This is a genomic window from Actinomyces viscosus (assembly GCF_900637975.1).
Classification (GTDB): domain Bacteria; phylum Actinomycetota; class Actinomycetes; order Actinomycetales; family Actinomycetaceae; genus Actinomyces; species Actinomyces viscosus.
In genome coordinates, this window is record NZ_LR134477.1 from 2,501,919 (window position 1) to 2,516,476 (window position 14,558).

Annotated in this window: 12 protein-coding genes and 2 pseudogenes; 8 read left to right on the forward strand and 6 right to left on the reverse strand. The window is 66.6% G+C overall.

Going from position 1 to position 14,558, the window contains the following annotated elements; all coding sequences use genetic code 11:
* The first annotated feature begins 20 nt into the window (after window positions 1-20).
* A complete protein-coding gene (locus tag EL340_RS10695; RefSeq protein WP_126414559.1) occupies window positions 21-428 on the forward strand; it encodes a phage holin family protein in 408 nt (135 codons plus the stop codon).
* Between the two features lie 19 nt (window positions 429-447).
* Here EL340_RS10695 and EL340_RS10700 read toward each other — a convergent pair whose 3' ends face one another.
* The 3 genes from EL340_RS10700 to EL340_RS10710 form a co-directional block, all read right to left on the reverse strand.
* Window positions 448-2,469, reverse strand: a complete 2,022-nt coding sequence (locus tag EL340_RS10700) for a hypothetical protein (RefSeq protein WP_232023024.1) — start codon at window positions 2,467-2,469, stop codon at window positions 448-450.
* Window positions 2,466-2,693, reverse strand: a complete 228-nt coding sequence (locus EL340_RS10705) for a hypothetical protein (protein ID WP_126414560.1) — start codon at window positions 2,691-2,693, stop codon at window positions 2,466-2,468. The genes EL340_RS10700 and EL340_RS10705 overlap by 4 nt, the downstream gene beginning before the upstream one ends.
* 721 nt (window positions 2,694-3,414) lie before the next feature.
* Window positions 3,415-4,101 (reverse strand): SAM-dependent methyltransferase, encoded by a 687-nt coding sequence (locus EL340_RS10710; protein WP_126414561.1) that lies wholly within the window; start codon window positions 4,099-4,101, stop codon window positions 3,415-3,417.
* Window positions 4,102-4,237: 136 nt separating this feature from the next.
* Here EL340_RS10710 and EL340_RS15980 point away from each other — a divergent pair.
* From EL340_RS15980 to EL340_RS10720, 3 genes and pseudogenes are all read left to right on the forward strand, one after another.
* A pseudogene (locus EL340_RS15980) lies at window positions 4,238-4,453 on the forward strand (C1 family peptidase); the annotation flags it as partial.
* Window positions 4,454-4,634: 181 nt separating this feature from the next.
* Window positions 4,635-5,612 carry a C1 family peptidase gene (locus tag EL340_RS10715; RefSeq protein WP_408608586.1) on the forward strand — a complete coding sequence of 326 codons (978 nt, stop codon included), beginning with the start codon at window positions 4,635-4,637 and terminating at the stop codon, window positions 5,610-5,612.
* A 159-nt stretch (window positions 5,613-5,771) separates the two neighbouring features.
* Window positions 5,772-6,530, forward strand: a complete 759-nt coding sequence (locus tag EL340_RS10720; RefSeq protein WP_126414562.1) for a siderophore-interacting protein — start codon at window positions 5,772-5,774, stop codon at window positions 6,528-6,530.
* Window positions 6,531-6,778: 248 nt separating this feature from the next.
* Here EL340_RS10720 and EL340_RS10730 read toward each other — a convergent pair whose 3' ends face one another.
* Window positions 6,779-7,249 carry a helix-turn-helix domain-containing protein gene (locus EL340_RS10730; RefSeq protein ID WP_126414563.1) on the reverse strand — a complete coding sequence of 157 codons (471 nt, stop codon included), beginning with the start codon at window positions 7,247-7,249 and terminating at the stop codon, window positions 6,779-6,781.
* Between the two features lie 178 nt (window positions 7,250-7,427).
* Between EL340_RS10730 and EL340_RS10735 the strand changes: the two genes are divergently transcribed.
* Window positions 7,428-7,799 (forward strand): hypothetical protein, encoded by a 372-nt coding sequence (locus tag EL340_RS10735; protein ID WP_126414564.1) that lies wholly within the window; start codon window positions 7,428-7,430, stop codon window positions 7,797-7,799.
* 169 nt (window positions 7,800-7,968) lie between these two features.
* On the opposite strand, the gene EL340_RS10740 is transcribed toward EL340_RS10735, so the two are convergent.
* Window positions 7,969-8,394 (reverse strand): GNAT family N-acetyltransferase, encoded by a 426-nt coding sequence (locus EL340_RS10740; protein ID WP_232023025.1) that lies wholly within the window; start codon window positions 8,392-8,394, stop codon window positions 7,969-7,971.
* A 221-nt stretch (window positions 8,395-8,615) separates the two neighbouring features.
* Between EL340_RS10740 and EL340_RS10745 the strand changes: the two are divergent.
* The 3 genes and pseudogenes from EL340_RS10745 (at window position 8,616) to EL340_RS10760 (ending at window position 12,417) form a co-directional block, all read left to right on the forward strand.
* Window positions 8,616-9,622, forward strand: a pseudogene (locus tag EL340_RS10745) (IS481 family transposase).
* 130 nt (window positions 9,623-9,752) lie between these two features.
* Complete coding sequence (locus EL340_RS10750) at window positions 9,753-10,163, forward strand: hypothetical protein (RefSeq protein ID WP_126414566.1); 411 nt, start codon at window positions 9,753-9,755, stop codon at window positions 10,161-10,163.
* A gap of 715 nt (window positions 10,164-10,878) precedes the next feature.
* Window positions 10,879-12,417: an IS1634 family transposase gene (locus tag EL340_RS10760; protein WP_126413381.1), complete on the forward strand. Its 1,539-nt coding sequence runs from the start codon at window positions 10,879-10,881 to the stop codon at window positions 12,415-12,417.
* A 737-nt stretch (window positions 12,418-13,154) separates the two neighbouring features.
* Here the strand turns inward: EL340_RS10760 and EL340_RS10770 are convergent.
* Entirely contained in the window at window positions 13,155-14,540 is a 1,386-nt protein-coding gene (locus EL340_RS10770; RefSeq protein ID WP_232023026.1) for a hypothetical protein, read from the reverse strand.
* Window positions 14,541-14,558 lie beyond the last annotated feature (18 nt).

The window sequence follows — 14,558 nt, forward strand, 5'->3', positions numbered from 1 at the left end:
TGCCCAGGCACAATGCACCTATGGAGATCGTGGCACGAACCATTGGAAACGCGGCCGGCCTGTGGCTGGCCACGCGCCTCCTGTCCGGGCTGAGCGTGCCCGAGGGGGTGGGCACCGCCCAGATGTGGCTGAACCTCCTGATCCTGGGGCTGGTGCTGGCGCTGGTGAACTCGCTGGTCAAGCCCGTGGCGAAGTTCCTGGCCTTTCCGCTCTACATCATCACCTTCGGGTTGTTCGCCCTGGTGGTCAACGGTGCGATGCTCTCACTGACCGGCTGGTTGACGGACCATATCGGGGCACTGGGGGCCGGCGGCTCGGTACCACTGGGACTGGAGGTCTCCTCCTTCGGCACCGCGGTGGTCGGATCGATCATCATCTCCGTGATCTCCTCGATCATCGCCGCGATGCTGGTGCGCGGCGAGGACTGACAGGCCTTCGCAACACCATCTAATGCTCGCCCGAGGGCTGCGGGGCCGGGGTCGGCAGCTCGTAGGAGGGCGCCGACGACGGCACCTCGCCCTGGTAGCCGTCGCCGTCCTTGTACACGCCGGACGAGTCGGTGTTGCGCTGGACCGTGAAGGTGTACTCGGTGGTGGCCGTCCCTTGCTCGCCGGCGCCTGAGGCGCGGGAGAAGGAGGTGCTCCAGTCGGTCAGCTCGGGGGCCCGGTCCTCGATGCCCTCGGTGGCCTGCGCGTAGACGCTGGAGGCGTGGGGGTAGTCGCCCGTGCTCATCTGGTGGGTGTCGACCATGGCGACCTGCCGGTGGGGGCCGGTGGGCGTGGGCGCGGCGTCGAGCCCGGGGACGGCGTCGCCGGTGTTCTCCACGTGCAGGGCGTGGACGTCGTCGGGGATGTCCGCGCCCGCGGTGGGCGCCCCGGCGGTGAGGACCGTGGTGATGTTGTAGCGGTCCTGGATCGCCGGGTCGGCGGCGATGTTGGAGACGGTGATCCCGCCCTGGGAGTGGCCGTAGAGGGCGACCTCGTCGCCGGACTGGATGCCGGCCTGACGCATGGCGGTGACGACGGCGCTCTCCATGACCGTGGGTGTGCCGCCCACGCCCTCGAGGTTGGTGAGCAGGTCCTGCGGCTCCCCGTCGCCGACGGTCCAGTCGGTGGTGCCGGGGACGTAGACGACCCAGGAGACGCGGCCGTCGGCGTGCTCGACCCGCTGGATGGAGATGACGCCGTCCTCGTCGTCGGCCTGTTCCAACGAGCTCTTGGAGGACTGCACCTCCTGGCAGTGGGCGATCGTCTCGGAGATACTCTGCGGGGACCTGGACTCCTTGCCCCTGCCGGTCATGCCGGCCTGGACCGGGCTGCCGAGCCCCAGGGGATCCTTGGTGGCGGGCGGGAGCACGGTGGAGCCGCTGCCGCCCACCGGGGTGACCGTGATGCCGGTCTGGCGCCCGTAGACCCCGGCGCCCAGCGCCGTCGCGTTCATCCCCAGGTACATGGTGACGCGCTGCATAGGGGTCAAGGTCGTGGTGTCCACGGTCTGCGTGCCCGCGGCAACCTGGGCGGGGAGGCGCTGCGTCACCCAGGGGTCGAGGCGCTCGGAGACCTGCTTGAGGTAAGCCTGGATGGTGGCCGACTCCCGGCCCGTCCTGGCCTTGGTGAGCCACAGCGTCAGCAGAGCGATCCGCACGGCGTCCTCCTTGACCCACTGCGCGGTGGCCGGGTCCGCCAGGAGGAGCTGGAGGGCCTCGACGACGGCCTGGCCGCCCTCGTACTGCTCCAGGAGCGGGTAGAGAGGACTGCCGGGCGTCATCGCCAGCGCCGCCAGGCTGACGGCGTTCGGTGACATCGCGGAGAGGCTGATTCCCAGCGCCTGGTAGGCCAGTCCTCCGTCGAAGGCCCGGATGTCCACGGGACCCACGAGGTCGGGACCGGGGGCGGCGCCGCCCTCGGCGAGCGTGTGGGCCTGGGAGCAGGCGGTGACGTCGGAGGCGAGGCCGCGCAGGGTGTCCGCGACGTCGACAAGCGAGCCCGGCCCGGAGCTCAGCTCGTTCAACGCGCTGATGGCGGCGTTGCGCTCCTGGTCGAAAGCCACGGCATCGAAGTAGGACAGTGCGTTGAAATGCACTGCGCCCGACTCATCTGTCTCGTAAGGCTGGTCAGAGTACATCGATCGCGGAAGCCGCTCGCCGGCGACGCACTGCATCCCGTCGTCGTACCACGGCTCCTTCTGATGAGGCTGCAGATCATAGGAGCCATAGATCTTCTGTCCTGCGGGCAGTGGGGCCATCCTGACATCAGAAATCGCGCTGTCGATCCAGGACCTGGCGTCGTCGAGTGAGCCGGCGGCGGAGGTGAGGCTGGAGGACAGGGCATCCAGGTCAGCCGTATTGACCGAGACGCTGCCACCCGACACCACCACCGGGATGCTCCCGCCCCACATGGCCCACGGGTGTCCCGCATTCTCCGGCGACGTCTCACCGTCGTCAGACTCCGCAACAGGTACCGGACTCATGACGGGCTCGTTCCGCTCGTTGAGCTGCGGGCATCGATGACTCCGACGTCAGTGAAGGCCGTCTCATAACGCGTCGCCAGCGCGGTCAGGAGACCGGAGGCGTTGTCGAGCGCGTTCTGGCAGGCGATGGAGTCGGCGCCCACCCAGCTGGCGGGCACCGAGGCGGGGAACTGGGTGACTGCGGTGTCGTAGTCCATCTTGGACAGGGACAGTGAGAAAGACATGACTCGACGGTAGGGCGCCCCCGAGGCGACCGCAGCGCCCGCGCTCGGCCCTGTGGATCCGGCCTGCATCCCACCGCCTGTGGCCCCCGGGGACCACGCGGCACGCGGAGAGTGCCCCGCTGGGGTGACAGCGGCGCCGGCGGCGGCGCACTGCATGAGGCCGGGGTCGTACTGGCCGGGAGCTGACTGCACTGCACGGGGTCCGGACCCTCGTGGAGTACACCCTCGCCTTCCCCAGTAGCACCCGAGCCACGTGCAGTACCCGCGTAAGCCTGAATCCGCGTGAGCCTCAGGCCACTGCGATCCGTGCCGTCGACTGGAACCGTCCGAGCCGGGCTGCTGGACGCTCAGAAAAGGACTCGGCCCGCGATCCGGTCTCCCGGACCGCGGGCCCAAGCCTCGCGAGGCCCTCCTGCTACCCGGCTTCCCATAAGGCCGGGGAGGCGGAACCTCCTTCGCCAGAACGTCCGGTCCGGGCTCCCTAAGACCCGTCCCGAACTCGGATACCTGCCAGTCATCGGGCTCCCCAACCCTCGTGACCGGTTCCGTCCGGCGGCAGTAACTATGTAACCCACCGATCCTGAGCGGACCCCCCGAAAACTCCTATGAACATGCTGAGAAACAGGCATCATTTCAGCATTTCTACGTTGCTTGCGCCACATTCCGGCCGCCACCCAGAAGATTCCGGCGGTTTTTCAGGGCCGTTCCCAACGGTTCTTCATCAAACCGAGGCCTGCGGCCGGCGCAGGCACACGACGGCGTCGGCCCGGCTGCTCTCCTGGCCGTCGGGTCCCGTCGCCCGCCTCCGGCGCTCCTCGGCGACGACGACCTCCCACCCGGCCGTCGCCCCGGCGAGCCCCGCGACCAGCTCACCGGCCGTGTAGGTCCGGGCGTGGTGGGTGTGCCAGGGCGGGTTGACGGCGTGGACGGCCGTGAGCAGGCGCCCGCCGGGGGCGACGCGGGCGGCGGCGTCGGACAGGAGGGCCACGAGGTCGAGGGAGCCCTCCTCGGGTCCGCCGTGAACGTAGAAGCTCGTCACCAGGTCGAAGGGCCCCTCCGGCAGCCCGGTTCCGACGTCGTGCACCCGGCCGGTCACGCGCGAGGCGAGGCCAAGGCGCTCGGCCCGGCGGTTCAGGCGTCCGACGGCGGTGGCGGACAGGTCCAGCCCGGTGACCCGCCAGCCGTGCTCGGCCAGCCACAGGACGTCGGCGCCCTCGCCGCAGCCGATCTCCAGGGCGGTCCCGGGGCTCCAGCCGGTGGCGAGCTCGGGCAGCCAGTCGTTGGGGCGGCCCGACCAGAGCCGGTCGACCGAGGCGTAGCGCTCCTCCCAGCGCGAGGCGTGGGAGCCGGCGTCCCGGTCGCCGGCGTCGCAGTGGGAGTCGGAGTGCTGCTGGTGGGGCTGGGTCATGGAGTGAGCCTACCGGCGTCGGCTCGCCCGAAGAGTCGCTCAGTCCCACACGCAGCCGCCCACTCGGCCGCTCACCAGAAAGCCCATCCCGTGCCGGGAGCGGCCCCGAGCGCACCGCCGATCTATCCTCTGCCCCATGACGATCGACACCTCCTGGGTCTCCCAGCGCAACACCGCCTTCCTCGCCGACCCCGCCGCCCGCGTCGCCAGCAACGCCGTCGCCACCACGGATGTGGAGAGAGTCTCCCTGGACCGGGCCGTGGTGACATCGATCGACACCTCCGTGTCCGACCTCGTCCCGGACGCCTCGATCACCGACCAGAAGCACTCGGGGCGCTGCTGGGCCTTCGCCGGCCTCAACGTGCTGCGCGCCCGCATCATCAAGGAGCTCCAGCTCGACTCCCTGGAGCTGAGCCAGGCATTCCCGTTCTTCTACGACAAGCTGGAAGCCAGGCATTCCCGTTCTTCTACGACAAGCTGGAAGCCAGGCATTCCCGTTCTTCTACGACAAGCTGGAAAAGGCCAACGCCTTCCTGACCCGCACCATCGCCGAGGCGGACCGGCCCCTGGACGACCGCGAGGTCGTCTCCTCCCTCCACTCCCCCATCCCCGACGGCGGCTGGTGGCCCGAGTTCGCCCGCCTGGTGGCCAAGTACGGGATCGTGCCCGCCTACGCCATGCCGGACACGGTCTCAGCGGGCGACTCCGACGCCATGAACGAGCATCTGGCCACGCTGCTGCGGCGCATGACCCTGCGTCTGCGGGCCGCGGTGGCCGACGGGGAGGACCCCGAGCCGCTGCGCGTGGCCGCCCTGGAGCAGGTCCACCGGATGCTGTGCATCCACCTGGGCACCCCACCCAGCGAGTTCGTGTGGCAGTACCGGGACAAGAACAAGGAGTTCCACCGCATCGGTACGCTCACGCCGCTGGAGTTCGCGCAGCGCTACGTCACCGGGGTGGAGGAGTTCGTGGTGCTCGCCCACGATCCCCGCCCCGAGATCACGGTCAACACCCGCTACGGTATGGACCGCAGCGACGTCATGGTCGGGGCGCCCGTCCAGGACCACGTCACCGCCGGGCTCGACGTCATGAAGGCCGCCGCGATCGCCGCGATCCAGGACGGCGAGCCGGTGTGGTTCGCCTGCGACGTCGCCAAGCAGCGCGACAAGAACACGGGGATCTGGGACGCCGGCCTGCACGACTACGAGGGCCTGTACGGGGTGGACCTGTCGATGACGAAGGCCGAGCGGCTGGTGGCGCGCGAGTCGGCGCTCACCCACGCCATGTGCCTGACCGGGGTGGACCTGGTCGACGGCGTCCCGCAGCGCTGGCGGGTGGAGAACTCCTGGGGCGACAAGCTGGGGGAGAAGGGATTCCACACGATGAGCGACTCCTGGTTCGACGAGTACGTCTTCGAGGTCGTCGTACGGGCGAGCCGGCTGCCCGACAAGGTGCGCGCCGCCCTGGGGACCGAGCCGGTCATGCTGCCCAGCTGGGACCCCATGGCCTGAGGGGCGCCGTCGGGATTCTTGCGGCACTGCGGTATTGCGGCCTTGTCCTGAGAGTTCTGGGCAGGAGGTTCTGGGCAGGCGGTCCCAAGCAAGACCACCCCCGCTCCGGCTAAGGTTCGCCTTGGACAGAGATCAGGCCACAGGAAGGCGAGCCAGCAGATGGCACGTGGAGGACGCGGGTTCCAGGGCACGGTGCTCAAGGCGCTGCGCGTGCCGGAGCACAGGCTCACGGTCACCGGGGTGCGCGAGCTCCCGCCCTACACGGAGCTGACCGTCCAGTGCCCAAGTCTTCTGGGGACCGGGGCCGCCGCGCTGCCGCCCACCACCTGGGTGCGGATGTGGATCCCGGAGGGCGAGCGCGAGTACCAGCGCGCCTACACCCTCACCCGCATCGACCGGGCCCGCTCCAGCGCCACCATCCTGTTCCTGCACCACGAGCCCACCGGACCGGCGTCGCGGTGGTCGAGCCGGGTCAGGCCCGGGGCCAGGGTGGCCGTCCAGGTCATGGGCGGCACCAGCTACCGCCCACCGTCCCACGGCGACCGGCTGCTCCTGGTGGGCGATCGAGCCTCCGCGCCCGCACTCGTCGACGCCGTGAACACGGCCCCGGTGGGCAGCCCGGCCACCGTCATCATGCTGGCGCCCGGGGACGGCTACCTGCCCTCGGCCGAGCGCGACCATGAGCTGATCCGCCTGGATCCCGAGGTCCTGGAGGACAGGCTGCTGGCCGCCGTCGACCATATCCTGTGGGCGGACACCGGTGACCTGGCGCTCGACTGGGCCTGGATCGCCCTGGAGAGCAGCGCCACCAAGGCGGTGCGGCGCCACCTGGTCGCCTCCGGGATGAGCCGGCGCAGCATCCAGCACCAGGCCTACTGGATCCGCGGCCGCGCCATGGGCGTGGCCTCCGAGGCCTGAGCCGGGCTAGGCCTGCGTCCTCGCGGTCGTACCTTGTGCCGCGCGTTCGAGGGGTAGAGGGTACGACCTCGCGACCTACCCTACGAACTCGACGACAGGCCCCGCTCCCATGAGAATGAAGAGTTACTCGCCGGCGTCGATCCGGTCGCGAATGAGCGAGATCTCAGCGGTCAGGTTCTCACGATCATGGAGCCTCGAGTCACCCTTCCGAGCACGTGGTGTGAAGCGAGGCCTGTCGTGCTCCTCGTTCACAACGGCACCGCCTCTCGCACAGCATCGGCCAGCTGGACGGGCAGATTGGCATCGGAGACCACGTCGGTCGGGAACCCAGTGAGCTTCTCAACGTCATCGACGAACAGGGCCAGATCGAACAGATCAGTGTCGGCTGATGGTGTGACCAGCAGATCGATGTCGGAGTCGAAGTCGTCCTCCCCTCGGACGGATGAGCCGAAAACGCGAGGATTGCTCAGGCCATGAGACTCAGCGCAGGCGACGATCTCATCGGCCTGCATGGCAAGCGGAACCGACGGCCGGTAGTCAGCTGCCCGCAGCACCCTCTCAAGCATGTCGCCGGACACCGTTTGAGTCCCGGCCTCCATCCGCACCAGGCTCGGCGGGCGCAGCCCGGCACGATGAGCCAACTGGGTCTGTGTCAGCCCAGCGTCCAGACGCGCAGCACGAATGAGTGCCGGAGCATCATCAGTGCGGAAACGACCCATGAGGTCAGCATATTGCACGACCACGACGAAGGCCGATCGTGCTCCTCGTTCACAACGGCACCGCCTCTCGCACAGCATCGGCCAGCTGGACGGGCGCGCCCGTATGCAGTCTCCAGCCAGGTCTCCGGTTTAATCTGGATGAGTTCGTCGTCGTGAACTGCTCAGTGAGGTGCCCGCCATGCGACTCATCAGGCTCGCCATCTTGGTTGTCGCCCTGATCGTTCTGGTGCTCGGGATCGGAGGGCTGCTGCTCGGCTGGCGGACCGGCAGCCTCAACACGTCGCTGTGCATGCTGCTGCTCGCCCTCATCCTGCGGCGATCCCAGGACGCCGACCCCGGAGAACGGACGATGCCGCCCTCAGGAGTACTGGCTCTGGCGGTCGTCGGAATCGTCCTATCAGGGTTCGCGCTCGCACGCGGTTTCTCCGTGTCCGATGACCTCGCACCCCTCAATCTGCTCCCCCTGACCCTGCTGGGCGACGTCTTGAGGCGCCACCTGAAGGGCCGCAGGAAGGGCACGTCCGCCGGCGACCCGCCCCTGCCCCGGTAGGTCTCCTCCCCCGCGCGCTTCAGCAAGTCTCGGCTCCCCGACGACGTCGGTCGAGGACGTACTTTCACCACGAGGACTGCATTCTCCCCCAGATGGCTGGGGGCGGAGCGGCGTCGTTTGGAAGAGAAGTACGTCCTCGGGACGAAACGCAGCCCCCGACACGTGCCGCTCAGGACCGCCGCACGCAGCGGTAGCGGCGGCGCCCCGGCCAGCGCGGGTCCGACGGCGCAGGGCCGATGTCGAAGTCAAGCGCCCGGTAGAAGCCGACGGCGTCATCGTCGGTCTCAGCGACAACCTGCCCCGACATACCAGCAAGAGCGTCGACGAGCGCCCGCCCGAGCCCATCGCCGCGTAGCTCCGGAGCCACGGCGATGTACTCCAGCACGACACCGTTGGGCTGAGAGACGTAGGCTGCTACGGACGTGGGCGCGCCCCGCGGGCCCGTACCCACGACCTCCATGACTGGCAGCTCCTCGGCAAGGATCCTGCGCAGTTCGACGTCGGGCAGTTCCGCGGCTTCGCGCATGAGAGCCAGCATCTGCTCACTGGCCAGGTCCTGCTCCACCAGGACTCTAACTGCCTCTCCACGCAGCATCCGGTCTCTCTCCACAGCCTCATTATCTACTGACCTGCACAGTACCTATAGCGTCACGGGCACATTGCATTTTCCCTGGTAGAGCCCGGTTTTGTCGATTAAGGAGGCTTCAACGACTAGGTGTTGTGGGTCATGAGGTTGTAGTCGTGGGGGCAGCGGGGCTTGGGCTGTCAGGATGGGTGGTGCTGAATCATCCTTCTGACATAGAAAGCCCTGCTGCCATGACCCACCGTAACGCTCCGCTGACGCCTCAGGGCCGCTACCGGCTCGTGATGCGTGTCCAGTCCGGTCGTCCTATCGCCCATGTAGCCGCCGAGGCCGGCATCGCCCGCGCCACGCTGTCGAAGTGGGTCGCCCGTTACCGCCAGGGCGGAACCGAGGCGCTTGAGGACCGCTCCAGCGCCCCAGTCCACCGTCCCACCCAGACCAGTGCCGAGACGGTGGACCTCATCGAGCACTGGCGCCGCACCCACAAGTGGTCTGCCCGCCGCATCAGTCATGAGCTCGCCGCGCGCGGGACAGTGGTGTCGGTACGTACCGTGACCCGCTGGCTGGACAGAGCCGGCCTGAACCGACGCCGCGACACCAGGCCCCACCGGGCAGTCCAACCGGGTCAGCAAACCTATCGTGGCCCGTTTCCCGGGCCACATGATCCACCTGGACGTCAAGAAGGTCGGACGCATCCCACCCGCAGGGCGGCTGGAGGGCCCACGGGCGCGGTACCCCTGAGGCGAAGGCCTCCAAGCGGGGCAAGGCAGCCAGGATCGGCTACACCTACCTGCACACCGCTATCGACGGTTTCTCCCGCCTGGCCTACACCGAGGCCCTGGATGACGAGAGGGCCTCGACCACGATCGGCTTCTTCTGCCGGGCCCGGGCCTTCTTCGCCGACCACGGCGTGACCAGGCTCGTGCGGGTCGTCACTGACAACGGAGCGAGCTACCGGGCCCGGGCCTTCACCACAACCATTACCTCCCTGGCCTCACGCCACCAGAGAATCCGCCCCTACACCCCGCGCCACAACGGCAAGGTCGAGCGCTACAACCGCATCCTGGCCGAGGAGTGCCTCTACGCCCGCAGCTACTCCTCAGAGCAGCAGCGCCGCGACGCCATCGCCGTGTGGAACCACCACTACAACTACCATCGGCCCCACACCGCCTGCCACAACCAGCCACCCGCCACCCGCGTCCCAGCACACGTCACCAACGTCATGACCTCATACAACTAGGGTTGGCGAGCCCAGGCAGCGCTCCCCATCAACGATGACGGGAGACTTGTTGAAAGCACCATAAGAATCCGGCAGGATTTTGCCTGGTCGTACCACTCCCCATCATGTCCACCCCTATGAGGTCACTACCATGCGACTACTCCCTCCAGTCGTCTTCACGCTTGCCACCACCGTCCTGGTCCTGACCGTCGGCGGAGGCCTGTTCGGCTGGGAAACCTCCCTCCTGACCCCCTTGAGCCTGCTGACGGTCAGCCTCATCCTCCTCCAGGCGCAGCACGTCCAGCGTGCCGAGCCCTCCCAGCGCATCCCGGGCCCCTCGGTCCTGGCGCTGAGCGTCATCGGCCTCGGCCTGGCGATCGCCCTGCTCGGCTACGGCATCTACAACCGCGACGCCGCAGCCGCCATCAACCCGCCGTCGGCCGGCATCCTGCTCTACGTCGTCGTGAACGCCCGCCGTCAGCGCAGGCCCGCCCCGCAGCCCGTCTTCGTCACCACCCCGGAGGCTCCCCTCGCAGAAACATCGGTACCTCAGCCTCAATAATGCTGTCGAAGCCCTCACCCCGAGCAGCGACGACACGGCTCCACAACGCGTATTTCAGCGTGGCGCACCACGAATGATAAGCCAGCCTCGCCCTCACGGACGTTCACAGTCGGTCATAACACATCAATCACCGAGACGACCCGCTGATGATGAGCCATCCACGCCCTAAAGGTCGCTCCAACACAATATCCATGTCCCCGACCCCGGCTTTCCAGGGACTGCTTATCTCATCGAAATTGATGTCAGAAACATCAACTTCTCCAGCTTTAGCGATTGAGTACCTTTCGATAATTTCGCCTGAAAAAATGGTGGTGTCCGTGACGTAGCGCCGTATGGAGGAGTCGGTGGCCTCGAAGGCGATAACGTACCCCCAACCTCTGGGGTTGCGTTCGGCTAGCTTGACCGCCGGGGTAACCGACGTGACGCGCGCACCCTCAGGGAGACTGTGCCCACCCCCGATTGCCAGAATCTGGTCCAGGTGCTCCATGTCTGCCGGACAGGGCGCCCCCTCCTGTTGATTACTCGGCAAGGAAGAAGCAGACGACTGGGCGTCACTCCGGGCGCCGCATGCAGCAAGAACCATCGGGGCAGCAACCGAGACGAGCGCAGGAGGGACCTGACTTGGCTCATTGCGGGGTGGTTGGGTCGCTGGGGGTGTGGTTGTGGTTGGGATTGTGCGGGTTGCGTGGGTGGGGGTGCGCACTAACGTGGGGGTATGAGTCCGTACGTTCGCGCGGTCAGGACGGCGTCGGGGGCCCGTGCGGTGCAGATCGTGTACTCCTCCCGCAAAGGAGCCCGCAGCATCGAGCACATCGGCTCAGCCCATGACGATGCTGAGCTGGCGGCGCTTAAGGAGGTCGCCAGGCAGCGTCTCAACGCTGGCCAGCTCGGCCTTGACCTGCCGGGCCTGAACGGTGCGGACGTCGGGGGAAAGGGACCGCAGGCGCTGGCTGGGGCCGGGCGCGTAGCGCCGATCACCTCCAACCGGATGGGAGTGCTCCTGGAGACGCTGGAAGCGGCTTGGAAGGCAGTGGGCCTGGACGGGCTCGGTGGTGCTGACGAGGTCTTCCGCCAGCTCGTTACCGCCAGGCTGATCGAGCCGACCAGCAAGCAGGACTCCCTGCGGGTCCTGGCCGAGGCAGGTCTGACGCCGGTGTCCTACGCCACGGTCAAGCGTCATCTGCCCCGCTACGCCGCTGAGGAGTTCACCCGGGGCCTGTCGCGCCTGCTGGCCGGACGCGCCCGCATCGACCGGGCCTCGCTGGTCCTGTTCGACGTGACGACCCTGTACTTCGAGACCGACAAGGCCGACGGTTTCCGCGAGCCAGGCTTCTCGAAGGAAAGACGCCTGGAGCCGCAGATCACGGTAGGGCTGCTCACCGACGAGACCGGGTTCCCTCTACGGGCCGAGGCCTTTGAGGGCAACAAGGCCGAGACCGCCACCATGATCCCGACGATCAACGACTTCATGAACGCCTACAACCTCGACGACGTGGTGGTCGTCGCCGACGCCGGGATGATCGGCGCCGCCAACAAGCAGGCCCTGGAGGCAGCCGGCCTGTCTTACGTGCTGGGCTCACGCACCTCACGCGTCCCCCACGTGATCAGCTCCTGGCACGACAGCCACCCCGACCAGGACGTCCCCGACGGGCTGACCCTGACCCAGCCCTGGCCCGCCGGAGCCAGCGACCAGCGCCGTGACGAGACCATCTGCTACCGCTACAGCGCCGACAGGGCCCGACGCACGCTACACGGGATCGACACCCAGGTCGCCAAGGCCGAGAAAGCCGTCGCAGGAAAGATCCCCGTCAAACGCAACCGCTTCGTGCACCTGTCCGGCGCCACCAGGAGCATCAACCGCGACCTGGAGACACGGGCCCGGACCCTGGCCGGGTGGAAGGGATACGTCACCAACCTGCCCAACCCCGACCCCGAGACGGTCATCGGTGCCTACCACCGCCTGTACAACATCGAGAAGTCCTTCCGCATGTCCAAGTCCGACCTGAGAGCACGCCCCATCTACCACCACCTGCGCCAGTCCATCGAGGCCCACCTGACCATCGTCACCGCCGCCCTGGCCATGGCCCGATGGCTGGAGAACACCACCGGCTGGTCCATCAGACGCCTGATCACCACCGCCCGCCGCTACCGCACCATCACCATCAACATCACCGGACACACCCTCACAGCCGCCGACCCACTCCCACCCGACCTCATCCAAGCCCTCAACAACATCCACCACGACACTAAATGAGCCAACTCAGGAGACGACTGGGCGTCACTCCGGGCGCCGCATGCAGCAAGAACCATCGGGGCAGCAACCGAGACGAGCGCAGGAGGGAGCATCCTCCGAGAAACGAGCATGCGACCTTCCTAAGCCGAACAATGAGGCAACCTTCGACTGGGTAGCCTACTTGACTTCTGCATGATAGGTAAGTCGACTGAGAGAAGGCATTCTCACGGCCGCCAGACAACAACAGTTCTTAACGCGGCGCCCCTCGGATAACAAGCCACCCGCGTCCTAGAGGGCGCTCCAGGACGAGAGTCGCATCAGGAAATGCATCGGTAGACCATGGATTGTTAATGCCATCAAGATCGACGTCTTTTAAAGCACCAACTTTTTTAGTTTTCTTCGGAAATACTTCAATGCGGTCACCGCGAACCACCGTATTGTCGGTGACGTAGGTGCGAATACTGGGATCCGACGCAGTGAATGCAATGACATACCCCCACCCTCCGGGGAAGCTCTCTGCGAATCTGGTCGCTGGCGAAACGGACGTTACTTGAGCCCCTTCCGGCAGGCTATGACCTTCACCAATACTAAGGATCTCATTCAAGTATGCCACGTCGGCCGGATAGGGCGCCCCCTCCTGATGATTACTCGGCAGGAGGGAAGTAGATGGCCCTGCAGCACCCCTATCCGATCGAGCGAATGCGCATGCACTGACCACCGTCGCCAATGCGCAACTAACTGCAATCAGTCCCAATATTCTAGCTCGGCTTGGGTTCATAATCACCACTCTTACCTCGAACCGAAGACTCCCCAACCAGATCATACTCCTGAGCGAGCCCTGTCTGATGAAGTTCTTGCAACTGCTTGTCCGTGACCTTCATACCAAGAATCTCAGTGGCCTTGTTGCCGTCCCAGTTGTAACGGTCCGCCACGTGAACCTGGTAGTCGCACGTGTAGTGGCCGTTCGGATGCTCGGGCGAAGGTGGATATACAGTAATTGTTCCCTCGGTAGCATACTGGTATCCACCCGTTGCCAAGAACCAGTTTTTGTCTTCGTCTTCGGCAGCGTACTCGCTACGCCAATGTGTGTTAAAAGGGTAGGTAACCGGCCCAGTCGCTCCCGATTTCTCGTATTCACTCTGGGCTTTATTCGCCATTTCTTCGACGCGACTCTCTGTTGAATCTGGAAGATCAGGGAGGTCATTGAGCATTTTGTCGACATTAATGTTCTGCGGGGTCCCCGTGTTCTCCAGGTAGTGGTGGAGGTTCTTTGATGCGTCCGGCCACGCATCCCCACACGCGTCAGCCGCAACGTTTGCGAGTTCGTGGGTCACATAGTGATGCCATTCTGGTTTTTTCTTTCCATGCTCTCCTGAACCCTCATGGTCGGTGTCGCCGGAGTACTGCCAGGGCTTGACTCCTGGCATGTCCGCACGTGTTCCTGGGACGCCTTCTCCGAGCCAGTCATCCTCGCTGTTCACGCCCCCGCCAATACTGCCCTGCTTTCCGTCATCAGATCTACGGCCTTCACGGGAAGCGCGTGGCGCTACGCCACGCCCCTCTTCTGCACGGTTGGGTTTCGGCTTGTTCGGGTCAGGCGGAGTCGGTGAAGGCCCCGGCTGACGATTGGGAGTCGCGGCTGTGGTCAGGGCGGCGGCGTAGGCGTGGTCGACCTGGTTAGCCTGGGCCAGGGTGGCGGCCACCATGGCTTTGAGCTCGGCAACCTGCCCGGCGACCTTGGCGGCTTCGGCCGCCGAGTCTCCGCCGTCACCACCCGCACTGTCACCACCGACACTATTGCCGCTGGAGCCCTCGAACAGATTCATCTGAACGTCGGGACTGGCGCTGACACTCCCATCATCGGCAAGCACCACCGCCGGATGCTCCGCAGCGTAGTCCTGGCAGGCCAGCACGCTTCTGCGCACCATCGCCACCCCGTCGCACGCGTCCCACGTGGCCCGGTGCATGCTGCGGACCCGGCCGATGAGCTCACCGTGGGAGGCCTCGCAGCGCCCCAGCGCTCCACAGGCCGCGCTGACGCTGGGTGCCTCGGAGACGACACCGGTCCGCGCCGACTGCGCCTCGCCCCTGATCGAGGTCAGCGCTCCCGTCGCCACGCCCAAGGACTCGGCGGCCTGCGCCAACGGCTCAGGATTCCACCG